This is a genomic window from Streptomyces silvae (genome assembly GCF_016745505.1).
GTDB classification, from domain to species: Bacteria; Actinomycetota; Actinomycetes; order Streptomycetales; family Streptomycetaceae; genus Streptomyces; species Streptomyces silvae.
Genome location: NZ_JAERUC010000064.1, coordinates 12261 through 34068, shown reverse-complemented (window position 1 = coordinate 34068; position 21808 = coordinate 12261). Strand labels below are relative to the sequence as shown.

Sequence of the window (21808 nt, the reverse complement as noted above, 5' to 3'; positions counted from 1 at the left end):
GCGGTCCGGGCCCCTGACCTGGCGGCGGAGACCACGCGGAGACCACGCAGAGAACACGAGGAGCAGCAAGGTGTTCAATGACATAGGCGCACTCGAGCTGCTGACGCTCGTGGTTCTCGCCGTGCTCGTATTCGGCCCGGAGAAGCTGCCCAAGGTCATCCAGGACGTCACGCGCACCATCCGCAAGATCCGTGAGTTCTCGGACAGTGCCAAGGAAGACATCCGCTCGGAGCTCGGTCCGCAGTTCAAGGACTTCGAGTTCGAGGACCTCAACCCCAAGACGTTCGTCCGCAAGCAGCTCATGGACGGCAACGACGATCTGGGGCTCAAGGAGATCCGCGAGAGCTTCGACCTGCGCAAGGAGATGGCCGAGGTCACCGACGCGGTGAACGGCCGCGAGAGCGCCACGTCCACCGGCACGGCGGCCGCCGCGGCGGGTGCAGCCGCCGGCCCGGACCTTCTCAAGAAGTCCTCCCCGGACCTCCTGAAGAAGCCCGCGCAGCCGGCCGCGGACGAGCGCCCGCCCTTCGACGCAGACGCCACCTGAGCCCGTCAATCCCGACTCGTCCGGACGGTATGGCTATTCTCCATCTGTCCGGTTGCGCGTTTGCCCATGCCCACGGGGGGAGGGCCGCTCCGGATCATGAAAGATCGAGGAGGCGGCCGGGCAGATGGAGACGACGAGTCGGGCAGGGGCGGATGGTGCGCCCAGCACAGTCACCGCAGAGGGGGTGCCGGCGACCCGGCGTACTGTCGACGGCTATCTCAAGGCATCGTTCCCGTGGTACGGGCTGGACGAGGCCTTCACAGGGCCGCGCTGGCTGATGCACGTCACCGCCGCGGCGGACGACACGGTGCAGCACGGTTCCACCGGACACGGTGAGGAGCCGGTCGTACGGGCGGACGCGGGAGCCGAGAAGGCGCGTTTCGCCGTGGTCGTGACCGTGGGCAGCAGCCCCGTGCGGCACAGCGACGACGGCACGGGGGTCCTGGACGCCACCACGGTCTCGTCGGCGGCCTGGCTGGCGGGCTCTGGCCTGCTGGACTGCACCTGGCCCCCGCAGATGGACCACACCCTGCGTGGCGAATGGCTGAACCAGCAGATCGAAACCGCGTTCGAGCTCGCGGACGATCTGGGCCGGGACCCCTGGTCGACGCTGTCGCTGCCGGTGGACGGCGTGCCGGTGGACTTCCACTACCGCGAGTCCGAGTTCGGCTGGGTGCTCGCGGGATCGGCCCCCGAAGGGGTGCACATCGGCGCCTACGGGCGCGGCATGAGCGCCTACGGCCTGGGATTCTCGGTGATCGGCGACATCGCCTCGTACGAGAACGAGAACGAGAACGAGAACGCGGACCGGAACGGGGCCGAGGGCGTCACCGGCCACATGAACCCGGACGGGAGCGACAGCCGGAGCTAGGGACGGAACTCGGCGACACGCGAACGGGTGGGGGCGGCCTCCTCAGGAGGCCGCCCCCACCCGTTCGGCGCTCAGAACTTGTTGCGCGGGGTGAGCCCCAGCGACATGCCCGACAGGCCGCGCTGACGGCCGCTCAGCTTCTCCGCGATGGAGCGCAGCGCGGAGCCCGCGGGGGAGTCCGGGTCGGACAGGACGACGGGCTTGCCCTCGTCGCCGCCCTCACGCAGCCGTACGTCGATCGGGATGGACCCGAGGACCGGCACCTCCGCGCCGACCGTCTTCGTCAGCCCGTCGGCGACCCGCTGTCCGCCGCCCGCGCCGAACACGTCGACGATCTCGTCGCAGTGCGGGCACGGCATGCCCGACATGTTCTCGACGACACCGACGATCTTCTGGTGGGTCTGTACGGCGATGGAGCCGGCCCGCTCCGCCACCTCGGCGGCGGCCTGCTGCGGGGTCGTGACGACCAGGATCTCGGCGTTCGGGACGAGCTGTGCCACGGAGATCGCGATGTCACCGGTGCCCGGCGGGAGGTCCAGCAGCAGGACGTCCAGGTCGCCCCAGTACACATCGGCCAGGAACTGCTGGAGCGCGCGGTGCAGCATCGGGCCGCGCCACACCACCGGGGCGTTGCCCGGGGTGAACATGCCGATGGAGATCACCTTCACGCCGTGCGCGGACGGCGGCATGATCATGTTCTCGACCTGGGTGGGCTTGCCGTCGGCGCCGAGCATCCGGGGCACGCTGTGCCCGTAGATGTCCGCGTCGACCACGCCCACCTTGAGGCCGTCGGCCGCCATCGCGGCCGCGAGGTTCACCGTCACCGAGGACTTGCCGACGCCGCCCTTGCCGGACGCCACCGCGTAGACCCGGGTCAGCGAGCCCGGCTTGGCGAACGGCACCTCCCGTTCCGCCGTGCCGCCGCGCAGCGAGGAGGCGAGCTCCTTGCGCTGTTCGTCGCTCATCACGTCGAGCGTGACCTCGACCCGCGACACACCCTCGACACGGGCCACCGCGTCGGTCACGTTCTTGGTGATCGTCTCGCGCATCGGGCAGCCGGAAACCGTGAGATAGACGGTGACAGCGACTACACCGTCAGGATCGATCTCGACCGACTTCACCATGCCCAGCTCGGTGATCGGTCGGTGGATCTCCGGGTCGTTCACTGTCGCCAGCGCTTCGCGCACCGCGTCTTCCGTAGCCATACGGACGATGGTACGGCGCCGGGGGCTACGCGCGGGTAGCCCCTCAGCGGTCACCTTCGTCACTCTCGGCCTGCGGGAGGATCCGGCGCTCCTCCATGTCCTTCACCATGGCCTCCAGCTCCGAGCGGATCCAGTCCCGCGTGGCGACCTCCCCGAGGCCCATCCGGAGCGCGGCGATCTCCCGGCTGAGGAACTCGGTGTCGGCGATGGAGCGCTCGTTCTGCTTGCGGTCCTGCTCGTGGGTGACCCGGTCGCGGTCGTCCTGGCGGTTCTGCGCGAGGAGGATCAGGGGCGCGGCGTAGGACGCCTGGAGGGAGAGCATCAGGGTCAGGAAGATGAACGGGTACTGGTCGAACCGCAGTTCCCGCGGCGCGAAGATGTTCCACACCACCCACACGATGATGATCAGGGTCATCCAGACGATGAACCGCCCGGTGCCCAGGAAGCGGGCGATGCGCTCGGAGAACCGGCCGAACGCCTCGGGGTCGTACTCGGGCAGCAGCCGGCGCCGCGGTGCCTTCGGCTGGTCGAGCCGGGGACGCGGCGGGCGCGCGATGCCCGAGGCACCCGTCGGCACGGCCCTCGCGCGGTCCTCAGCGGCCACCGTTGATCTCCCCCTCGCCCAGGAAGTCCGTCTCGCGCCAGTCCTCGGGGAGCAGGTGGTCCAGCACGTCGTCGACGGTCACCGCGCCCAGCAGCGAGCCGCTCTCGTCCACCACGGGCACCGAGACCAGGTTGTACGCGGCCAGATAGCTGGTCACGGCGGGCAGCGGCGTGTCCGGCGCCAGGGGGACCAGATCGCTGTCGACGATCGAGCTGACCAGCGTGTACGGCGGATCACGCAGCAGCCGCTGGAAATGCACGGTGCCCAGGTACTTGCCGGTCGGGGTCTCGTCCGGCGACCGGCAGACGTACACCTGGGCGGCCAGCGCGGGGGAGAGGTCCTGCTGGCGGACCCTGGCCAGCGCGTCCGCGACCGTCGCGTCCGGCCGCAGGATGATCGGCTCGGTCGTCATCAGACCGCCCGCGGTCCGCTCCTCGTACGACAGCAGACGCCGTACGTCGGCGGCGTCGTCCGGCCGCATCAGGGCCAGCAGCCGTTCCTTGTCCGCCTCCGGCAGCTCCGAGAGCAGGTCGGCCGCGTCGTCCGGGTCCATCGCCTCCAGGACGTCCGCGGCACGGTCCTCCGCCAGCTTGCCCAGGATCTCCACCTGGTCGTCACCGGGGAGCTCCTCCAGGACATCCGCGAGCCGCTCGTCGTCCAGCGCCGCCGCGACCTCGGCACGGCGCTTGGGCGTCAGGTGGTGCAGGGCGTTGGCGACGTCGGTCGGACGCAGCCGCTCGAAGGTCGCCACCAGGCTCTCGGCGCCCTGCCCCTGCTCCTCCAGCGAGAAGCCGCTGATCGCCGACCACTCGACCGTCAGGGTCTCGCCCTTGCGGCGCAGCGCTCCGCCGCGTCCCTTGCGTACGAAGAACTTGTCGATCTCCCAGTCGCGGCGGGCCGGGAGCTGCTGGATGGCGACGTCGAGGACGGTCACCTCCTCGTCCGTCTCCTTCAGGCGCACCCGCCGGTCGAGGAACTCGCCGAGGACGAGTCGCTCGGTCGGGCGCTGTTCGAAGCGCCGCATGTTGACCACGCCCGTGGTGATGACCTGGCCGGACTCGACCCCGGTCACCCGGGTCATCGGCAGGAAGATGCGCCGCCGGCTCACGACCTCGACGACCATGCCGAGCAACCGTGGCGGCTTGCCGCCCACCCGGAGCATCGCCACCAGGTCGCGGACCCGGCCCACCTGATCGCCGTTCGGGTCGAACACCGGTACGCCGGCGAGGTGCGAGACGAAGACCCTGGGAGTCACTGCCGCCATCCTGTGCGCCTCCCTCGGTCCCTCACGTCCTCCTTCGCCGTGATCAGGCTAGCCCGTACCGGTCCGTGACGTCTTGGTGGGCCGTCCGTACGGCGCTCTGCCGAACGGCGTACGCGGCACGGGTACGCTGCCGTCTGCCAACCCCAGACACACAGATGAGAGGCAGTGCGCCCGTGACCTCTTCCGCCCCGGCCGTCCGGGCCCACCACCGGACCGCACTCGCCGTGGTGCTCAGCGCGGGGCTGACCGTCGCGCTCACGGCCTGCGCGGGGGAGGACCCCGACCAGGGGACCAACGGTGTCGGCAAGCTGACGGCCGCGCAGATTGAGAAGAAGGCGCTCGCCGCGGCCGACGCCGCCGAGGCGGTACGGCTGACGGGCAAGCTGGTCAGCAAGGGCGGGACGTACAGCCTGAACATGCAGCTCAGCGGCAAGGGCGGCACCGGCTCGGTCACGTCGAGCAAGAACACCTTCGCGCTGCTGCGCATCGGCGACGAGCTCTTCCTCAAGGCCGACGCCGGCTTCTGGAAGGACGAGAAGGCCGACGACGGGAACGACCAGGCCGCCGACAAGCTCGGCGGCAAGTACGTGAAGGTGCCCGAGGACGACCCCACCTACCAGCAGCTGCGCGGCTTCACGGAGAAGGAGACGCTGCTCGACGGGATGCTGTCCCTCCACGGGAAGGTCAACAAGGGCGACCGGGGCACGGTCGGCGGGGTGCGCACCGTGCAGATCATGGGGGGAAAGGGTGAGGGTGGCGCACTGGACGTCTCCCTCAAGGGGACTCCGTACCCCCTGCGGGTGGCGCGTGGCGGCGGCGGTGGCACGGTCTCCCTCGCCGACTGGGGCAAGGCCTTCCCGCTGGAGGCGCCGGCCGAGGACGACACCGTCGACTACGGCGGCGAGCTGCCCAGGTCCTCCGGCTGACGGGACCGCGGGTCCTCCGGCTGACGGAACGGGAGTCAGCGCTTCCCGCGGCGCTTCAGCAGCAGCCGGGGGAGCGCGGCGGGCGCCGTGTGCCGCGTGGTCGCCGCGGTGGGCAGCGGTGCGGCGGCCAGCGAACCGTCCGGCAGGTCCGTGCGGGAGTCGCCGGGCGTCAGCCGGACGACCCGGCACTCACGCGCCCAGCGCTCCGTCAGCTGCTCGGCGTCCGGGGCGTTCAGCCGCTTGCCCTTGAGCTCGGCGACGGCCGCCTCCCACGCCTCGGAGCGAGGCTCCAGCACGGTGACGGTGGCGGCCCAGGTCACGAGCCTGCCGCCCTTGTCCTTGCTGCGTACGGTCACCTCGGCGGCCCCGCCGGCGTCCAGCCCGGAGGGGAGCGGCTGCTCCCCGGGGCCGTCCCCGACGAGCACGGCCGCACCCTCGTGCCACACGTGCCACAGCGCCCGGGAGGGGCCGGTGCCCCGCACCCAGATCAGACCGGACTTCTTGGTGGCCTCCTCGACGAGAGCCCGGGCAAGCAACACGTCAGCAGCAGTCATGGGCTGAACTGTATTAGAGCCAGCCGTTGCGCTTGAGGGTGCGGTGGATGGAGAAGCAGACGACGCCGATGAGCGCGAGGACCATCGGATAGCCGTACGTCCAGCGGAGTTCGGGCATGTGCTTGAAGTTCATGCCGTACACCCCGCAGATCATCGTGGGTACGGCGATGATCGCCGCCCAGGAGGTGATCTTGCGCATGTCCTCGTTCTGCGTGACGGTGGCCTGCGCCAGATTGGCCTGGAGGATCGAGTTCAGCAGCTCGTCGAAGCCGATGACCTCCTCGTGCACCCGGGCCAGGTGGTCGGCCACGTCACGGAAGTACTTCTGGATGTCGGGGTCGATCAGCCGCATGGGGCGCTCGCTCAGCAGCTGCATCGGCCGCAGCAGCGGCGACACCGCGCGCTTGAACTCCAGCACCTCGCGCTTCAGCTGGTAGATCCGGCCCGCGTCCGACCCGCGCGGACCGCCCTTCGCCGGGGTGGAGAACACGTCGATCTCCACCTCGTCGATGTCGTCCTGCACCGAGGCCGCCACCGCGATGTAGCCGTCGACGACATGGTCGGCGATGGAGTGGAGCACGGCGGAGGGGCCCTTGGAGAGCAGCTCCGGGTCCTCCTGGAGGCGGTGGCGCAGGGCGCGCAGCGAACCCTGTCCGCCGTGCCGGACGGTGATCACGAAGTCCCGTCCGGTGAAGCACATCACCTCACCGGTCTCGACGACCTCGCTGGTCGCGGTCAGTTCGGCGTGCTCGACGTAGTGGATCGTCTTGAAGACGGTGAACAGGGTGTCGTCGTACCGCTCCAGCTTGGGCCGCTGGTGGGCGTGGACCGCGTCCTCCACGGCCAGCGGGTGGAGGCCGAACTCCCGTGCGATACCGGCGAATTCCTCCTCGGTCGGCTCGTGCAGGCCGATCCAGGCGAAGCCGCCCTCCTCCCGTACCTGCAGCATCGCCTCACGCGGTGTCAGGCAGGAGGCCTCGGTGAGCCGGCGCCCGTCCCGGTAGACCGCGCAGTCGACGACGGCGCTGGAGGCGGAGGGGTCACGGGTGGTGTCGTAGCTGTTGTACGGGGTGTTGCTCTTGCGCAGGGACGGGCGCACGGCGGCGCGCAGGTCACGGATCATCGACATGGCTGGCTCCTCTTCACGGAGGGCCGTCGGGTGGGCACGTGGAACAGCCCGGAATGGGGACGTGCGCTCACGTCCGCAAAGCGGGCGGCACCGCGCGGGCACGATGACGGCGTTCGCTACAGACAGGCAAAAACGCGGGGCTCTTCCGGTGCGCGAACTGCCGTGGTGACGGCCGGGGAGGGCGTCAGGCCACAGAAGGAAGGCGTCGTGCGGAAGGGCGGTTGGTACTGCACGGTCGACTTGGATCCACCGCAGCCCCACCTCCTCCGGCCGGTCCCCCGTGGGGGATCACGTGTTGCCAGGACTGAGAGCGACGCTTCTGCGTGCTGTCCCGGCCGACGCCTCAGGCTATCAGCCAGGTGAGGAGCCAATCCCTTCCTTTCCCCGTTCGGGACGCGTTCTATGCTCGCGGCATGGGAGAAATTCTTGATCTGGTCGAGGCCCGGCTCCGTACGGCGCTGGGGGAGCCGGACGCACGCGCCGATGTGACGTTCCTCGGCACGGACCGCATCGAGGTGCTCCGCTTCATCGACGGGGATGTGGTGCGCTACGCCACACTCGGCATGTCCGCCCAGCCGATGGCCGACCCGACCTCGCCGCTGGCCGACCCGGTGAAGGGGCCGCGCGCCGAACTGGTCCTGTCCGTACGGGTGGGGCTCGCCGACACCGACCAGGTGCTGCGGCCCCTCGCGGTGCTGGCCGCCTCCCCGCAGGTCGAGGGCCTGATCGTGGCCCCGGGGGCGTCGCTGGACCTCGGGCAGCCGCTGTGGACCGGGGCTCCCTTCAGCTCCGTCCTGGTGGCCGAGCCGGGGGGCCTGGTCGAGGACCTGGAGCTGGACGAGCCGATGGACCCGGTGCAATTCCTGCCGCTGCTGCCGATGACGCACAACGAGGCGGCCTGGAAGCGGGTCCGGGGCGCGCAGGAGCTCCAGGAGCGCTGGCTCTCGCAGGGGACCGACCTCAGGGACCCGCTGCGCGCCTCCGTACCGCTGGACTGACGGCCCTGGACGTGGGAAGCCCCGCCGCGCGGCCAGGAGGGGGAGCCGCGGGCGGGGCCGGTGGGACGGGCCGCCGGGTCAGTCGGCGAAGACGGTGACGCCGTCCTCCGCCGCGTGCCGCGGTTCCAGCCCCCGCGCCTCGTGGGTCAGCGCCGCGCGCCGGACCCACACGACCACCGCGCCGACGAGGGCCGCGACGGCGGCGACGACGAACGGCGTGTGGATGTCGCTCCACTCCTCGATCTTCGGGGCGAGGTAGGGCGCCGCCGCGGCGGCGAACCAGCGGACGAAGTTGTAGCCGGCGCTCGCCACCGGGCGCGGGGCGTCCGAGACGCCGAGGGCCAGTTCGGTGTAGACGGTGTTGTTCATGCCGATGAAGGCGCCGGAGACGATGGTGCAGACGATGGCCGTCGTGTGGTCGCCGTACCCGAGGACCACCAGGTCCGCGGCGAGCAGCACCAGGGAGCCGCCGACCACCTTCAGCGAGCCGAAGCGCCGCTGCAGGCGCGGTGCGACGAGCACCGAGAAGACGGCGAGCAGCAGGCCCCAGGCGAAGAACACCGCACCCGACCTGTACGGCGACATGTTCAGCACGAACGGCGTGAAGGCCAGGATCGTGAAGAACGCGTAGTTGTAGAAGAACGCCGAGGTGGCGACCGAGGCGAGCCCGCCGTGGCCGAGCGCCCTGACCGGGTCGAGCAGCGAGGTCTTCCGGGCCGGCCTGGGCTGTTCCTTGAGGAACGCCGTGATGCAGAGGAAGCCGATCGCCATCAGGGCGGCGGTGCCGAAGAACGGGTAGCGCCAGCTGGCGTCGCCGAGCAGGGCGCCGACCAGCGGCCCGCACGCCATGCCGAGGCCGAGCGCGGACTCGTACAGCAGGATCGCGGCCGCGCTGCCGCCCGCGGCGGCGCCGACGATCACCGCGAGGGCCGTCGACACGAAGAGGGCGTTGCCCAGGCCCCAGCCCGCCCGGAAGCCGACCAGTTCGGCGACGGACGACGAGGTGCCGGAGAGCGCGGCGAAGACGACGACCAGCGCCAGGCCGGCCAGCAGGGTCTTGCGTCCGCCGATGCGGCTGGAGACGAAGCCGGTCACGAGCATCGCGACGGCGGTGATCAGGAAGTACGAGGTGAACAGCAGGGACACCTGACTGGGCGTGGCCTGGAGTCCCTTGGCGATGGACGGCAGGATCGGGTCCACCAGGCCGATCCCCATGAAGGCCACGACCGAGGCGCCCGCCGTGGCCCAGACGGCCTTCGGCTGACGCAGGATGCTGGTCGCTCCCTCGTCGAACGGATCCTCTGCCGGCATGGGTTCTCTCGCTCTCCACTAGACCGTTGCGTTATACACAGAATAAGTTAGGCACTCTAATAAGTGCAACCCACATCTATCTCTCCCGGTCAGAGCCGCGCTGCGGACGGGTGATCGTCCTTGACGCGGCGACGACCGGAGAGGACCGTTGGGCGGTATGAGGGGCGAACCCAGTTGCCCGAAGTGCGGTGGCCGGGTCAGGGCGCCCGGCCTTTTCGCCGATGCCTGGCAGTGCTCCGCGCACGGCCAGGTGCACCCGATGCAGCCGGTGGTCCCGCCCAGCGTCGAGGCGCTGGGCGTGGTGGTGCACCGGGCCCAGGTGCCGGTGTGGATGCCCTGGCCGCTCCCGGTGGGCTGGCTGTTCACGGGCGCGGCGTACGCGGGCGACGACCGCAGCGGCGGCCGGGCCACCGCCGTCACGTGCTCGGGCCCCGGCCCGCTCGGCGGCATGGGGGAGCTGCTCCTCGTCGCCGAGGAGCTCGGCGTGGGACTCGGCGCGCGCTACGCCGGCATCGACGGCCCCGACCCCGGCTCCGGCCTGGGCATCGACGCGGCACCGGACGCCAAGGCGCTCGCGGCGGGACGCCCCACCCCGCTCTGGCACGTCAAGGACGCCCCCGCCGACCGCGCGGTCTTCGCGGGCGAGGCGCGCGGCCTCTGGCTCTGGGCGATCATCTGGCCCGAGCAGTCCGGGCTCCTGATGTACGACGAACTGGTGCTGACCGACCTGCGCGACGCGGGCGGCGAAGTGGACCTCCTGCCCTGCGGGGCGCTCACACCCCGGCTGCTCACACGGCCCTGACCCCGCGCGGGAGGGGGCCGGAGGGGTGACGTACGGCGGTTATCCTTGAGCGTCCCCTGTCCGTCCCCAGCACTGGAGTCCGCGTCGTGCGCATCGATCTGCACACCCACTCCACCGCGTCGGACGGCACGGACACCCCCGCCGAGCTCGTGGCCAACGCCGCGGCGGCGGGCCTCGACGTCGTCGCCCTCACCGACCACGACACGGTCGGCGGTCACGCGGAGGCGACGGCCGCACTCCCCGAGGGCCTCACCCTCGTCACCGGCGCCGAGCTCTCCTGCCGCGTCGACGGCATCAGCCTGCACATGCTGGCCTACCTCTTCGACCCGTCCGAGCCCGAACTGGCCCGTGAGCGCGAGCTCGTCCGGGACGACCGGGTGCCGCGGGCGCAGGCCATGGTGCGCAAGCTCCAGGAGCTGGACGTCCCGGTCACCTGGGAGCAGGTCGCGCGGATCGCTGGGGACGGTTCGGTCGGCCGCCCGCACGTCGCCACCGCACTCGTGGAGCTGGGCGTCGTCGACACCGTCTCCGACGCCTTCACCCCGGCCTGGCTGGGCAACGGCGGGCGCGCGTACGCCGACAAGCACGAGCTCGACCCGTTCGACGCGATCCGGCTGGTCAAGGCCGCGGGCGGCGTCACCGTCTTCGCCCACCCGCTCGCCGTCAAGCGCGGCGCGGTGGTCCCGGAGAGCGTGATCGCGCGGCTGGCCGCCGCCGGACTGGACGGCATCGAGGTCGACCACATGGACCACGACGAGCCCACCAGGGCCCGGCTGCGGGGGCTCGCCGCCGAGCTGGGACTGCTGCCCACCGGGTCCAGCGACTACCACGGCTCCCGCAAGACCGTCCGGCTCGGGGAGTACACCACCGACCCCGAGATCTACGGCGAGATCACCCGGCGCGCCACGGGAGCCTTCCCCGTGCCGGGCGCCGGTGGACCCGTCCCCGCGTAACGGGGCTCTCCTCACCCTCTTCCCCGTCCCACCCCCCGCGCGGCCGGGCGTCCTCATGACGCGCCGGCGCACGCCTCCTCCTGTTCGGCCCGCTCTTCTCTCGCAAGGCTCACCGTGTTCGACATCGCTGTCTTCGGATCCCTTTTTCTCACCCTTTTTGTGATTATGGATCCGCCCGGAATCACCCCGATCTTCCTGGCCCTCACCGCGGGCCGCCCCGCCAAGGTGCAGCGCAGGATGGCCCTCCAGGCCGTCGCCGTCGCGTTCGGCGTGATCGCCGTCTTCGGCCTGCTGGGCCAGCAGATCCTCGACTACCTGCATGTCTCCGTCCCCGCGCTGATGATCGCGGGCGGGCTCCTCCTGCTGCTCATCGCGCTGGACCTGCTCACCGGCAAGACGGACGAGCCGACGCAGACGAAGGACGTCAACGTCGCCCTCGTGCCGCTCGGCATGCCGCTGCTCGCCGGGCCGGGTGCGATCGTCTCCGTGATCCTCGCGGTGCAGCACGCCGACAGCATGGGCAGCCAGATCTCGGTCTGGACGGCGATCGTCGCGATGCACGTGGTGCTCTGGCTGACCATGCGTTACTCGCTGCTGATCATCCGGGTGATCAAGGACGGCGGCGTCGTGCTGGTCACCAGGCTCGCCGGGATGATGCTCTCGGCCATCGCCGTACAGCAGATCATCAACGGCGTCACCCAGGTCATCCAGAACTCCTGACCCGGCCCCGGACAGCACAGCGCCCCCGCACAGGCTCTCCGTGCGGGGGCGCTTCGTCTTCAGCTCGTCATACGCCCGAAATCAGCGACGCCAAGCAAGGCAAGGTGTTACGAAGCCGACGTGTCGGCCGGCCGGATGTAGATGCGCTGGCCCATGGCTGCGGCCTGCTGCACGATCCGGTTGACGGAGGCGGCGTCCACGACGGTGCTGTCCACGGCGGTACCGTCGACATCGTCGAGTCGCATGATCTCGAAGCGCATATGGCTTCCCTTCGTCTGATCCTCCTGCTGGAGAACTACTGGGAGGACGGGCTCGCCGTCCACAAGGATGGGGAGCGCAGGACGGTCAGGTCCCGTGCCCCTCAGGGGGTACAACGAGGTGACCGGCGCGAACATTCCCTACGCTAAGGAAATTTTTTGGATGCCTAAGTACCCGTCGGTAATCAGCCATGCGCGGACGATGAGGTCCGCATGAACCACCCGGACACAGGGACGGACGAGGGAGCGGGCATCCGCGAGCAGCTGGACCGCACCAACGCGCTGCTCCAGCGCGTACTCGCCGAGGTGTCGAAGACCCCCTCCACCCACGCGATCTTCGTGGACGCGGGCTACGTCTACGCCGCGGCCGGACTGCTCGTCACCGGCACCGAGGACCGCCGGTCCTTCGACCTGGACGCGGAGGGGCTGATCGAGGCCTTCATCGACAAGGCCCGCACGATCTTCGCGGACAGCAGGCTGCTGCGCGTGTACTGGTACGACGGGGCCAGGCGCCGGATCCACACCGTCGAGCAGCAGTCCATCGCCGAACTCCCCGACGTCAAGGTCCGGCTGGGCAACCTCAACGCCAACAACCAGCAGAAGGGCGTCGACTCACTCATCCGCACCGACCTGGAGTCCCTCGCCCGGCACCGCGCCATCAGCGACGCGGCACTCGTCGGCGGCGACGAGGACCTGGTCTCGGCCGTCGAGGCCGCCCAGGGGTACGGCGCCCGGGTCCACCTCTGGGGCATCGAGGCGGGCGAGGGCCGCAACCAGGCCGAGCCGCTGCTCTGGGAGGTCGACAGCCAGCGCACCTTCGACCTGGACTTCTGCCGCCCGTACGTGACCCGGCGCTCCGTCACGATGTACGACGACGAGAGCCCGGCGCCCGCACGCGAGGACGTCCGCTTCGTCGGCGCGCAGATCGCCGCGGGCTGGCTCTCCTCGCGCGGCCGGGACGCCCTCGCCGACCTGCTGCCCGGGCACCCCTATCTGCCGGGCTCCGTCGACCAGGACCTGCTCGTCGAGGCCGAACGGCTCCTCCAGCACTCGCTGCGCGGCCACGCCCATCTGCGCAGGGCACTGCGCGACGGCTTCTGGCAGCACCTCCAGGCGCAGTACTGACGGCACCCCGGCGTGGCCCCGGGGTCAGACGGCGTTCCAGAACGCGGCCAGGGCCGCCGCGGTCTCCTCGGGCCGGGCCGTGTTGGGGGAGTGCTCGGCGCCCTCGATCACGGTGCGGCGGGCGCCCAGCCGCCGGGCCATCCCGTCGAGCAGCGGCACCGGCCAGACGTCGTCGCGCTCGCCCGAGACCACATGGACGGGGAGGGCCAGCGCGGCGAGCTCGTCCACCCGGTCGGGCTCGGACGACAGCTGCGCGCCGGTGGCGATCAGCTGCGCCGGGTCGTGGCGCAGCCAGCGGCGGCGCAGATCCTCGCCGTCGCCCGTGTCCGCGTCCTCGGGCGGGTCCATCGCGCGCATCATCTGCCAGACCTCGTCCATGCTCCAGCGGCCCAGCGCGTCGCTGAGCAGCCGGGCCTTCTTCTGCTGGGCGGGGTCGATCTCGGCGGGGCCGGAGGACATCAGCGTCAGCGAGCGGAAGGGCGTGGCGTCCAGCAGCACCGCCGCGCGGGCGATCTGGCCGCCGAGGGAGTGCCCGAGCAGATGGATGCCGCCGGGCGGGGGGACCTCGTCCACGGCCGCCGCCTGGGCCAGCACGTCCCGGGCCAGCTCGGCCTGGGCGTAAGGGTTCTGCCGGCCCGCGCCCTCGGTCTCGTACTGCCCCCGCCCGTCGACGGACAGCACCCGGAACCCGGCGTCGGCGAGCGGTTCGAGCAGCGCGATGAAGTCCTCCTTGCTGCCGGTGTACCCGGGCAGCAGGAGGGCGGTGGAGTGCGCGCCGGCGGGCGGCGCGGCGTCCAGCACGGCGAAGTCCCCACGCCCGGTACGCAGTACGCGGGCACGGGCACAGGGGGGCGGGGTGAAGGTGGGCGGCCGGCTCATGGGCCCGAGCGTATCGCCGGGCGCCGGGCCCTGCCCGGGCAGGCGTCCCGGCAGGCGTACGGGCGAGCGCTCGGACAGACGTACGGCCCCGGCCCCCGCAGGTGCGGGAACCGGGGCCGTACGGAGGTGACTGCGGCCGGGGATCAGGCCTCGGTCGTCTCGCCGGCGGTGGCCGCCGCGCGGGACCGGCGCCTGCGCGGCTTCGCCGGTGCCTCGCCGGCCGCCCCGGTCTCGGTCACCGCGGCGGTCTCCGCCTTCTCCGCGGCGGCACGCGGCCGGCGACGGCGCGGCTTGGTCTCACCGGTGTCCTCGGCGGTCGCCGTGGAGGCCACCGCCTCGGCCTTCGGCTTGGTCGCGGCGCGCGGACGGCGACGCTGCTTGGTCTCGGTCACCGGCTCCGAGGCCGGGGCGATCTGGAAGTCGACCTCGTCGGCCGGCTTCACGACCCGGGTGCGGCGGCGCGGCTTGGTGGCCACGGGCTCCGCCACGGGGGCGGCGACCGCCACGGTCTGGAAGTCGACGACGGGCTCGGCGGCGGGGGCCGGCGCGGCATCGGACTTCGCGGCCGTGGTCGTGGCACGCGCACGGCGACGGCGCGGCTTGGTCTCCGCGGCCGGCTCGGCCTCGGTCACGACCGTCGGCTCGACGACCGGGGCCGGGGTCTCGGCCACAGCGGCCTCCGCCACGGCCACCGCGCCCTCGGTCACGGCCTCGGGGGCCGCTCCACGGGTACGGCGCCGGCGGCGCGGGGTGCGGGGCTCCGGCGTGTCCTCACCGGCCGCCTCGGCGGCGGGCGCGGGCACGGTCACGGCGGCGGCCTCGTCGAGGACGCTGCCGCCCCGCGTACGACGGCGCTGACGCGGCGTGCGCGGCGGGCGCTCCTCGCGGGGAGCCGGTGCCGAGGCGGGGGCGGACTTGCGGCCGCGGCCACCGGTCTCGCCGAGGTCCTCGATCTCCTCCGCGCGCAGACCCGCACGGGTCCGCTCGGTGCGCGGCAGGACACCCTTGGTGCCGGCCGGGATGTTGAGCTCCTCGTACAGGTGCGGGGACGTGGAGTACGTCTCCGGCGGGTCCGGGAACTTCAGATCCAGGGCCTTGTTGATCAGCTGCCAGCGCGGGATGTCGTCCCAGTCGACCAGCGTGATCGCGATGCCCTTGGCGCCCGCGCGGCCGGTACGGCCGATGCGGTGGAGGTACGTCTTCTCGTCCTCCGGCGACTGGTAGTTGATGACATGGGTCACACCCTCGACGTCGATGCCGCGTGCGGCGACATCGGTGCAGACGAGGACGTCGACCTTGCCGTTGCGGAAGGCGCGCAGCGCCTGCTCGCGGGCGCCCTGTCCGAGGTCGCCGTGGACCGCGCCGGACGCGAAGCCGCGCTTCTCCAGCTGCTCCGCGATGTCGGCGGCCGTCCGCTTCGTACGGCAGAAGATCATCGCCAGCCCGCGGCCCTCGGCCTGCAGGATGCGCGAGACCATCTCGGGCTTGTCCATGTTGTGCGCGCGGTAGACGTGCTGGACCGTGTTCTTGACGGTCGTGCCCTCGTCGTCGGGCGACGTGGCGTTGATGTGCGTCGGCTGCGACATGTAGCGGCGCGCGAGGCTGATGACGGCACCGGGCATGGTGGCCGAGAACAGCATCGTCTGGCGCTTCGGCGGCAGCATCGTGATGATGCGCTCGACGTCGGGCAGGAAGCCCAGGTCGAGCATCTCGTCGGCCTCGTCCAGGACGAGGACACGGATGTGCGAGAGGTCGAGCTTGCGCTGGCCCGCCAGGTCGAGCAGGCGCCCCGGGGTGCCGACGACCACGTCGACGCCCTTCTTGAGGGCCTCGACCTGGGGCTCGTACGCCCGGCCGCCGTAGATCGCGAGAACGCGGACGTTACGCACCTTGCCGGCGGTCAGCAGGTCGTTGGTGACCTGCTGGCACAGCTCGCGGGTGGGAACGACGATCAGGGCCTGCGGCGCGTCCGTCAGCTTCTCGGGCGCGGCGCGGCCGGCCTCGACGTCGGCGGGGACGGTCACACGCTCCAGGAGCGGCAGGCCGAAGCCGAGCGTCTTGCCGGTGCCGGTCTTGGCCTGGCCGATGACGTCGGAGCCGGAGAGCGCTACGGGGAGCGTCATCTCCTGGATGGGGAAGGGGGACATGATGCCGACCGCCTCGAGGGCTTCGGCCGTCTCGGTAAGGATTCCGAGGTCGCGGAACGTAGTCAGGGTGCTGCCTCTTCTGTGAGACGCGGACCGAGGCGAACGCTGGGGGTCGTACCGTGCCGGGGTTGGTCATCCGGCCATGGAGGGGCCGGGTGGCGCGGGACCACTGCCGTCGCTCGAGCGCTCGTGCCGCTGAGGGGTCCCCTCCTCTGCGGTCGTACGTGGTGTACGCCCCGCGTGGAGGGCTGTCGGGTCGGAGCCGATCGGGCCACCGACCGGGCATCCTCATTCAAGGTCGCGCTCCTGGCACAAGAAAATGCTCAGTAAGCGCAATACCACTGTACCCCGGATTCGCGCATGTGTGTTGGGCGAATTCATCGGAACGGTGTGATGTCTCCTGCTGACCAGGCCCTTCCGCACCCTTCGGGGCGGGCTATTCTGCGCTGCATGGAGACGCCTGACAACGCCACTGAAGCATCCGACGAAGCACCCGCACCGACCGGGATCGCCGCCCAGGACTGGGCCACCGCGTCCGCCGACCCGCAGTACCGCGCCGCGGTCGTGGATCTGCTCGGCGCACTCGCCTACGGGGAACTCGCGGCCTTCGAGCGGCTCGCCGAGGATGCGAAACTCGCGCCGACACTCGACGACAAGGCGGCACTGGCGAAGATGGCGTCCGCCGAATTCCATCATTTCGAGCAGCTGACCGACCGGCTCACGGCCGTCGACGAGCCGCCGACCGCCGCCATGGAGCCGTTCGCCAAGGCGCTGGACGACTTCCACCGCCAGACGGCCCCGTCGGACTGGCTGGAGGGCCTGGTCAAGGCGTACGTCGGCGACTCGATCGCCAGTGACTTCTACCGGGAGATCGCCGCCCGCCTCGACACGGACACCCGCTCCCTCGTCCTGTCCGTGCTCGACGACACGGGCCACGGGAACTTCGCGGTCGAGAAGGTGCGGGCCGCGATCGAGGCGGAGCCCCGCGTCGGCGGCAGGCTCGCCCTGTGGGCGCGCAGGCTGATGGGCGAGGCCCTCTCGCAGGCGCAGCGGGTGGTCGCCGACCGCGACGCCCTGTCCACGATGCTCGTGGGCGGCGTGGCGGACGGCTTCGACCTGGCCGAGGTCGGCCGGATGTTCTCCCGGATCACCGAGGCGCACACCAAGCGGATGGCCGCGCTGGGCCTCGCCGCCTGATCAGGGACCTACTGGGCGGCCGCCGAGCGCACCGGGCGGCTGCCGCGCGGGCGGATCAGCAGGGACAGGGTCACCGCCGCGACCAGCACGGCGCCGGTGACCGTGGTCAGGGCATGGCCGGAGCCCACCGTCGAGTGCGTCAGATACGCGCCGAACAGGGCGCCCAGTCCTCCCGTGACGAACACCACGCGGAGGGACGGGAGCCGGCCGGGCAGGGTGCGGAGCGCGACCCATGACAGGGCGAGTCCGAGCACGACGGAGCTGATGGATTCCCAGAGCACTAAGGGGTCACCTCGCTTGATTGCGCGGCGGTCGGTCGGTCACAGGCCGTCCTACCCGGGGCCGGCGGAATACAACCCTCCCCGGCCGGTGGGAAGCCCATCGAGGGAAGGACCCGGAGCGGATCCGGAGGAGAAAAGGTGGAGGCCCGGCGGACGATTCCGCCGGGCCTCCACCTCTGCTGCCGTGTCGCGCGGGCTACAGCGCGCCGAACCCCACCCGACGGGCGGTGGGCTCGCCGATCTCCACGTAGGCGATCCGGTCGGCCGGCACCAGGACCTTGCGGCCCTTGTCGTCCGTGAGGCTGAGCAGCTGCGCCTTGCCGTTGAGCGCCTCGCCGACCGCGCTCTCGACCTCTTCGGCGGAAAGTCCGCTCTCCAGAACGATCTCGCGGGGCGTGTGCTGCACCCCGATCTTGACCTCCACGGCTATGTCCCTCCGACGGTCCGTCTCTGCGCGGTGAACCGCGCCGTACGCAGCACACATTAGCCCGGTGAAGGGACGGACCACGGGTCGACCGGCAACGCCCGCAGCGAACACCGGCCGCGGCTCACGCCCGGCTCAGTGCTGATCGGCTCCGTGCAGCGGGAATCCCGCGATGCCCCGCCAGGCGAGAGACGTCAGCAGCTGCACGGCGGAGTCGCGCGGAATGCCGGACGGGCTGGACAGCCAGTAGCGCGCCACGACCTGCGAGACGCCGCCGAGGCCGACGGCCAGCAGCATGGACTCGTCCTTGGACAGTCCCGTGTCACCCGCGATGACGTCGGAGATGGCCTCCGCGCACTGCAGCGAGACCCGGTCGACCCTCTCGCGGACCGCCGGCTCGTTGGTCAGGTCGGACTCGAAGACCAGACGGAAGGCGCCGCCCTCGTCCTCGACGTACGCGAAGTAGGCGTCCATCGTCGCCTCGACGCGCAGCTTGTTGTCCGTGGTCGAGGCGAGCGCCGTACGGACCGCCTGGAGCAGCGACTCGCAGTGCTGGTCGAGGAGGGCGAGGTAGAGCTCCAGCTTGCCGGGGAAGTGCTGGTAGAGCACCGGCTTGCTGACGCCCGCCCGCTCGGCGATGTCGTCCATCGCCGCGGCGTGGTAGCCCTGGGCGACGAAGACCTCCTGGGCGGCGCCCAGCAGCTGATTGCGTCGGGCACGGCGGGGCAGCCGGGTGCCCCGCGGGCGCGCCGCCTCTGTCTGCTCGATGGCTGTCACGCCGCCTCCCAAATTCGTGTTCGAACACAGCCGTACCGTGCACGCTGCGCCGTGGGGCCATCGTACTTTTGAGTAACCCGGGTGCGCGCGGCGCGGACGCAGAATTTCACGGACCGGACGGCTGCGGTAGCCACGGATTCGTCGGCCCATGCCGCAAAGCGGTGCGTTTTACCGGTAATCGTCCTCATCATGTGTGACCACGCGGGCCTGTTCCGCCGCATCCGCCTCGTTCGCGGTGGTGCGGTCGAGGTCGGTGAGCGGTTCGTCGCTCTCCGGGCGGACGGCGGCCTGCTGTTCGGCGGTGTCGGCTTCGGGGGCTTCGGGGTCCGTTTCGTCCGGCTGCGGATCCTCGAACGTCTCCGGGTCGCTCGGATCGACCGTCATGGTGGCTCCCTTCCTTCCCTTGCAGCCTAGGAGCAACCCACGGGGGACGCTATGCGGCCTGTGACCGCGAACACATGAACCACCGCGTGATCGTCTCGTAACATTGCCGCATGTCTTCGACCGAGCTGCCCGGTATCCAAGCCGCCGCTGCCGCGGTGGCGCCCACGGTCAGTGCCGTCCGGGTCGCGGAGGGGGAGAAGCTGCGCTCCGTCACGCTGGCCGGCCTCACCCTGACCGTCCGTTCCCGCCCGGCGGAGGCGGAGGGGGCGGAGCCCGCCCTCCTCGTCCACGGCCTGGGCGGCTCCTCCCAGAACTGGTCGGCCCTGATGCCGCTGCTGGCGGACACGCTCGACAGCGAGGCCGTCGACCTGCCCGGCTTCGGGGACTCCCCGCCGCCGGACGACGGCAACTACTCCCTGACCGGCCACGCCCGTGCGGTGATCCGGCTGCTGGACGCGGGCGGCCGGGGGCCCGTTCACCTTTTCGGTAACTCTTTGGGCGGCGCCGTTGCCACCCGGGTCGCGGCCGCCCGGCCCGATCTGGTGCGCACCCTGACCCTGATCTCCCCGGCTCTGCCCGAGATCAGGGTGCAGCGGCCCGCCGTGCCGACCGCCCTGCTCGCACTCCCGGGCGTCGCAACCCTGTTCGCCCGGCTCACCCGGGACTGGACCGCGGAACAGCGCACCCGTGGCGCCATGGCACTCTGTTACGGCGATCCGGCACGTATCTCCGACGAAGCCTTCCGCCATGCGGTGGCCGAGATGGAGCGCCGGCTTGAACTGCCGTACTTCTGGGACGCCATGACACGCTCGGCGCGGGGCATCGTCGATGCCTACACGCTGGGAGGACAGCACGGGCTGTGGCGCCAGGCCGAGAGGGTGCTCGCACCGACCCTCCTGGTGTACGGCGGACGGGACCAGCTGGTCTCGTACCGGATGGCACGCAAGGCGTCCGCGGCCTTCCGCGACTCGCGCCTTCTGACACTGCCCGACGCGGGGCACGTGGCGATGATGGAGTACCCGGAGGCGGTCGCCCAGGCCTTCCGGGAACTGCTCGACGAACGCGGCGGGAGCTGATCCGGGGCGTGGGACGACACAGTCGAAAGGGCCCCGGGGTCACCCGGCGCGAGACCGGGACCCCGGGCACCGGTACCGGCACCGGCACCGGTGTGGAGCGCGGCACCGGCAGGCGCGGGCGGGAAGCCCCCGCGCCGCCTCCTCCGCGGGACGGCCGCACCCCGTTCCACGACGCCCCGCAGGTGCGCGGCGGCCACCCCGAGCAGCGCGAGCCGGGCGGTGGCTGGGGCACGGGACCGCAGCCGCAGTACGACAGCCGGCGCGACCCGGACGGGCCGGGCGCCCAGGAGCTCTTCCGCGCCAGGCAGGCCGCCGTGGCGCGGCAGCAGGCCGCCCAGCAGGCGGCCGGACGGCGCCCCACGGCCGGGCCGCAGACCGGCAGCGCCACGCTGATACCGGGCCCGCGCAAGGAGTTCCTGGAGGCGTTCGACACCGCGCCCTCACGCCCCGCGCCCCCGCTCCGGCCGGAGGAGCCCGAGACCGGCGAGAGCGCCGCGGCCACCTCCATGGAGCCCGGCGGCCCCGACACCCCGGACGGTGCGGAGACCCAGGGTGCCAAGGGGGGCAAGGGCCGCGTGTTCACCGGAATCGCCGCCGCCGCCGTGACCACGGTGCTCGCCGTCGTGGTGGCCGGTCAGGTGGCGCAGGACTCCGGGAGCACCACGGACGGTCCGTCCTCCACCGGCGTCGACCGCCAGGACTCCGGGGACGCCTCCCGCTCGGTGGACCGGTCCACTCCCGAGGCGAAGTCGCGCGAGCAGGTCAAGCCCCTGTCGTACGCGCAGAAGATGGCCACCCCCTTCCCGCTGGCCGCGGACCTGAAGGGGTCCGGAGCGTTCGAGGCGGTGGCGGGGCTGGCGAAGGCTCCGGGCAAGGGGACCAAGCACCGGTACCGCATCGATGTGGAGAAGGGGCTCGGCCTCGACGCCGGACTCTTCGCCGAAGCCGTGCAGAAGACGCTGAACGACGACCGCAGCTGGGCGCACAACGGCGCCATGACCTTCGAGCGGATCTCCTCCGGGCAGCCCGATTTCGTGATCACCCTCGCGAGTCCGGGGACCACGGCGGAGTGGTGCGAGAAGTCGGGCCTGGACACCACCGAGGACAACGTCTCCTGCGACTCCGCCGCCACCGACCGCGTGATGATCAACGCCTACCGCTGGGCGCAGGGCGCCTCGACCTTCGGGCCGGACAAGCTTCTGCCCTACCGTCAGATGCTGATCAACCATGAGGTCGGCCACCGGCTGGGCCACAACCATGTGAGCTGCCGCACCCCCGGCGCCCTGGCGCCCGTGATGCAGCAGCAGACCAAGACCCTGGACCTGGACGGCATCAAGTGCCGCCCCAACCCCTGGGTGTATCCGGGAAGTTGAGCCG

The 21808-nt window shown here is 71.4% G+C and carries 24 protein-coding genes; 11 read left to right on the top strand and 13 right to left on the bottom strand.

Translation table 11 applies throughout. From position 1 onward, the window contains the following. Positions 1–70: 70 nt before the first annotated feature. Together JKV81_RS08425 and JKV81_RS08420 are read left to right on the top strand one after the other, a co-directional pair. Positions 71–547, top strand: coding sequence for a sec-independent translocase (locus JKV81_RS08425; protein ID WP_099174631.1), 477 nt, complete (start codon positions 71–73; stop codon positions 545–547). 124 nt (positions 548–671) lie between these two features. Further along, on the top strand, positions 672–1418 hold the full coding sequence (locus JKV81_RS08420) for a hypothetical protein (RefSeq protein ID WP_236055813.1): 747 nt from the start codon (positions 672–674) through the stop codon (positions 1416–1418). A 71-nt stretch (positions 1419–1489) separates the two neighbouring features. Here the strand turns inward: JKV81_RS08420 and JKV81_RS08415 are convergent, their stop codons facing one another. Genes JKV81_RS08415 through JKV81_RS08405 form a run of 3 tightly spaced genes read right to left on the bottom strand, consistent with a single transcriptional unit; the run spans position 1490 to position 4491 of the window. After that, entirely contained in the window at positions 1490–2623 is a 1134-nt protein-coding gene (locus JKV81_RS08415; protein ID WP_099174629.1) for an Mrp/NBP35 family ATP-binding protein, read from the bottom strand. 43 nt (positions 2624–2666) lie between these two features. Next, positions 2667–3227, bottom strand: coding sequence for a DUF1003 domain-containing protein (locus tag JKV81_RS08410; RefSeq protein WP_129265322.1), 561 nt, complete (start codon positions 3225–3227; stop codon positions 2667–2669). Further along, positions 3217–4491: a magnesium transporter MgtE N-terminal domain-containing protein gene (locus tag JKV81_RS08405; protein WP_202075294.1), complete on the bottom strand. Its 1275-nt coding sequence runs from the start codon at positions 4489–4491 to the stop codon at positions 3217–3219. The genes JKV81_RS08410 and JKV81_RS08405 overlap by 11 nt, the downstream gene beginning before the upstream one ends. 173 nt (positions 4492–4664) lie before the next feature. Between JKV81_RS08405 and JKV81_RS08400 the strand changes: the two genes are divergently transcribed. Next, the gene (locus JKV81_RS08400; RefSeq protein ID WP_202075293.1) at positions 4665–5417 is read left to right on the top strand and encodes a hypothetical protein; all 753 of its coding nucleotides are present in this window, start codon (positions 4665–4667) and stop codon (positions 5415–5417) included. Positions 5418–5452: 35 nt separating this feature from the next. Here JKV81_RS08400 and JKV81_RS08395 read toward each other — a convergent pair whose 3' ends face one another. Then, positions 5453–5971, bottom strand: coding sequence for a hypothetical protein (locus JKV81_RS08395; RefSeq protein WP_129265325.1), 519 nt, complete (start codon positions 5969–5971; stop codon positions 5453–5455). A 13-nt stretch (positions 5972–5984) separates the two neighbouring features. Continuing rightward, a complete protein-coding gene (locus JKV81_RS08390; RefSeq protein ID WP_129265326.1) occupies positions 5985–7100 on the bottom strand; it encodes a magnesium and cobalt transport protein CorA in 1116 nt (371 codons plus the stop codon). Between the two features lie 413 nt (positions 7101–7513). Between JKV81_RS08390 and JKV81_RS08385 the strand changes: the two genes are divergently transcribed. Next, entirely contained in the window at positions 7514–8098 is a 585-nt protein-coding gene (locus JKV81_RS08385; protein ID WP_129265327.1) for a suppressor of fused domain protein, read from the top strand. Positions 8099–8176: 78 nt separating this feature from the next. Here JKV81_RS08385 and JKV81_RS08380 read toward each other — a convergent pair whose 3' ends face one another. Continuing rightward, positions 8177–9409, bottom strand: a complete 1233-nt coding sequence (locus JKV81_RS08380) for an MFS transporter (protein ID WP_202075292.1) — start codon at positions 9407–9409, stop codon at positions 8177–8179. Positions 9410–9566: 157 nt separating this feature from the next. Here JKV81_RS08380 and JKV81_RS08375 point away from each other — a divergent pair, with 157 nt between their 5' ends. From JKV81_RS08375 to JKV81_RS08365, 3 genes are all read left to right on the top strand, one after another. Further along, complete coding sequence (locus tag JKV81_RS08375) at positions 9567–10211, top strand: DUF6758 family protein (RefSeq protein ID WP_202075291.1); 645 nt, start codon at positions 9567–9569, stop codon at positions 10209–10211. A gap of 86 nt (positions 10212–10297) precedes the next feature. Then, a complete protein-coding gene (locus JKV81_RS08370) occupies positions 10298–11164 on the top strand; it encodes a PHP domain-containing protein (RefSeq protein WP_129265330.1) in 867 nt (288 codons plus the stop codon). A 114-nt stretch (positions 11165–11278) separates the two neighbouring features. Beyond that, positions 11279–11884, top strand: coding sequence for a MarC family protein (locus JKV81_RS08365; RefSeq protein WP_202075290.1), 606 nt, complete (start codon positions 11279–11281; stop codon positions 11882–11884). A 107-nt stretch (positions 11885–11991) separates the two neighbouring features. On the opposite strand, the gene JKV81_RS08360 is transcribed toward JKV81_RS08365, so the two are convergent. Next, on the bottom strand, positions 11992–12144 hold the full coding sequence (locus tag JKV81_RS08360; RefSeq protein WP_014154223.1) for a DUF8834 family protein: 153 nt from the start codon (positions 12142–12144) through the stop codon (positions 11992–11994). 210 nt (positions 12145–12354) lie between these two features. Here JKV81_RS08360 and JKV81_RS08355 point away from each other — a divergent pair, with 210 nt between their 5' ends. Continuing rightward, complete coding sequence (locus tag JKV81_RS08355) at positions 12355–13266, top strand: NYN domain-containing protein (protein ID WP_129265332.1); 912 nt, start codon at positions 12355–12357, stop codon at positions 13264–13266. Between the two features lie 24 nt (positions 13267–13290). Here JKV81_RS08355 and JKV81_RS08350 read toward each other — a convergent pair whose 3' ends face one another. Together JKV81_RS08350 and JKV81_RS08345 are read right to left on the bottom strand one after the other, a co-directional pair. Beyond that, complete coding sequence (locus tag JKV81_RS08350) at positions 13291–14145, bottom strand: alpha/beta fold hydrolase (RefSeq protein ID WP_202075289.1); 855 nt, start codon at positions 14143–14145, stop codon at positions 13291–13293. Positions 14146–14288: 143 nt separating this feature from the next. Next, complete coding sequence (locus JKV81_RS08345; protein ID WP_236055799.1) at positions 14289–16292, bottom strand: DEAD/DEAH box helicase; 2004 nt, start codon at positions 16290–16292, stop codon at positions 14289–14291. 450 nt (positions 16293–16742) lie between these two features. Here JKV81_RS08345 and JKV81_RS08340 point away from each other — a divergent pair, with 450 nt between their 5' ends. Further along, positions 16743–17489, top strand: a complete 747-nt coding sequence (locus JKV81_RS08340; protein WP_129265335.1) for a ferritin-like fold-containing protein — start codon at positions 16743–16745, stop codon at positions 17487–17489. An 8-nt stretch (positions 17490–17497) separates the two neighbouring features. On the opposite strand, the gene JKV81_RS08335 is transcribed toward JKV81_RS08340, so the two are convergent. The 4 genes from JKV81_RS08335 to JKV81_RS08320 form a co-directional block, all read right to left on the bottom strand. Then, complete coding sequence (locus tag JKV81_RS08335) at positions 17498–17770, bottom strand: hypothetical protein (protein ID WP_099174614.1); 273 nt, start codon at positions 17768–17770, stop codon at positions 17498–17500. A 196-nt stretch (positions 17771–17966) separates the two neighbouring features. Then, entirely contained in the window at positions 17967–18194 is a 228-nt protein-coding gene (locus tag JKV81_RS08330) for a DUF3107 domain-containing protein (protein ID WP_161198847.1), read from the bottom strand. A 135-nt stretch (positions 18195–18329) separates the two neighbouring features. Beyond that, a complete protein-coding gene (locus JKV81_RS08325) occupies positions 18330–18971 on the bottom strand; it encodes a TetR/AcrR family transcriptional regulator (RefSeq protein ID WP_099174612.1) in 642 nt (213 codons plus the stop codon). A gap of 168 nt (positions 18972–19139) precedes the next feature. Further along, positions 19140–19355, bottom strand: coding sequence for an Rv3202a family protein (locus JKV81_RS08320; RefSeq protein ID WP_129265336.1), 216 nt, complete (start codon positions 19353–19355; stop codon positions 19140–19142). 110 nt (positions 19356–19465) lie between these two features. Here JKV81_RS08320 and JKV81_RS08315 point away from each other — a divergent pair, with 110 nt between their 5' ends. Both JKV81_RS08315 and JKV81_RS08310 read left to right on the top strand, forming a co-directional pair. Next, the gene (locus JKV81_RS08315; protein ID WP_129265337.1) at positions 19466–20431 is read left to right on the top strand and encodes an alpha/beta fold hydrolase; all 966 of its coding nucleotides are present in this window, start codon (positions 19466–19468) and stop codon (positions 20429–20431) included. 8 nt (positions 20432–20439) lie between these two features. After that, positions 20440–21804, top strand: a complete 1365-nt coding sequence (locus tag JKV81_RS08310) for a DUF3152 domain-containing protein (RefSeq protein ID WP_202075288.1) — start codon at positions 20440–20442, stop codon at positions 21802–21804. Positions 21805–21808: the final 4 nt, after the last annotated feature.

What these genes read in the sequence shown, in the direction of transcription:
- JKV81_RS08420 (WP_236055813.1), top strand. Translation starts at nt 672, where the DNA reads ATGGAGACGACGAGTCGGGCAGGGGCGGATGGTGCGCCCAGCACAGTC.
- JKV81_RS08415 (WP_099174629.1), bottom strand. Translation starts at nt 2,623, where the DNA reads ATGGCTACGGAAGACGCGGTGCGCGAAGCGCTGGCGACAGTGAACGAC.
- JKV81_RS08405 (WP_202075294.1), bottom strand. Translation starts at nt 4,491, where the DNA reads ATGGCGGCAGTGACTCCCAGGGTCTTCGTCTCGCACCTCGCCGGCGTA.
- JKV81_RS08395 (WP_129265325.1), bottom strand. Translation starts at nt 5,971, where the DNA reads ATGACTGCTGCTGACGTGTTGCTTGCCCGGGCTCTCGTCGAGGAGGCC.
- JKV81_RS08390 (WP_129265326.1), bottom strand. Translation starts at nt 7,100, where the DNA reads ATGTCGATGATCCGTGACCTGCGCGCCGCCGTGCGCCCGTCCCTGCGC.
- JKV81_RS08385 (WP_129265327.1), top strand. Translation starts at nt 7,514, where the DNA reads ATGGGAGAAATTCTTGATCTGGTCGAGGCCCGGCTCCGTACGGCGCTG.
- JKV81_RS08380 (WP_202075292.1), bottom strand. Translation starts at nt 9,409, where the DNA reads ATGCCGGCAGAGGATCCGTTCGACGAGGGAGCGACCAGCATCCTGCGT.
- JKV81_RS08375 (WP_202075291.1), top strand. Translation starts at nt 9,567, where the DNA reads ATGAGGGGCGAACCCAGTTGCCCGAAGTGCGGTGGCCGGGTCAGGGCG.
- JKV81_RS08360 (WP_014154223.1), bottom strand. Translation starts at nt 12,144, where the DNA reads ATGCGCTTCGAGATCATGCGACTCGACGATGTCGACGGTACCGCCGTG.
- JKV81_RS08355 (WP_129265332.1), top strand. Translation starts at nt 12,355, where the DNA reads ATGAACCACCCGGACACAGGGACGGACGAGGGAGCGGGCATCCGCGAG.
- JKV81_RS08350 (WP_202075289.1), bottom strand. Translation starts at nt 14,145, where the DNA reads ATGAGCCGGCCGCCCACCTTCACCCCGCCCCCCTGTGCCCGTGCCCGC.
- JKV81_RS08345 (WP_236055799.1), bottom strand. Translation starts at nt 16,292, where the DNA reads ATGTCCCCCTTCCCCATCCAGGAGATGACGCTCCCCGTAGCGCTCTCC.
- JKV81_RS08340 (WP_129265335.1), top strand. Translation starts at nt 16,743, where the DNA reads ATGGAGACGCCTGACAACGCCACTGAAGCATCCGACGAAGCACCCGCA.
- JKV81_RS08320 (WP_129265336.1), bottom strand. Translation starts at nt 19,355, where the DNA reads ATGACGGTCGATCCGAGCGACCCGGAGACGTTCGAGGATCCGCAGCCG.
- JKV81_RS08315 (WP_129265337.1), top strand. Translation starts at nt 19,466, where the DNA reads ATGTCTTCGACCGAGCTGCCCGGTATCCAAGCCGCCGCTGCCGCGGTG.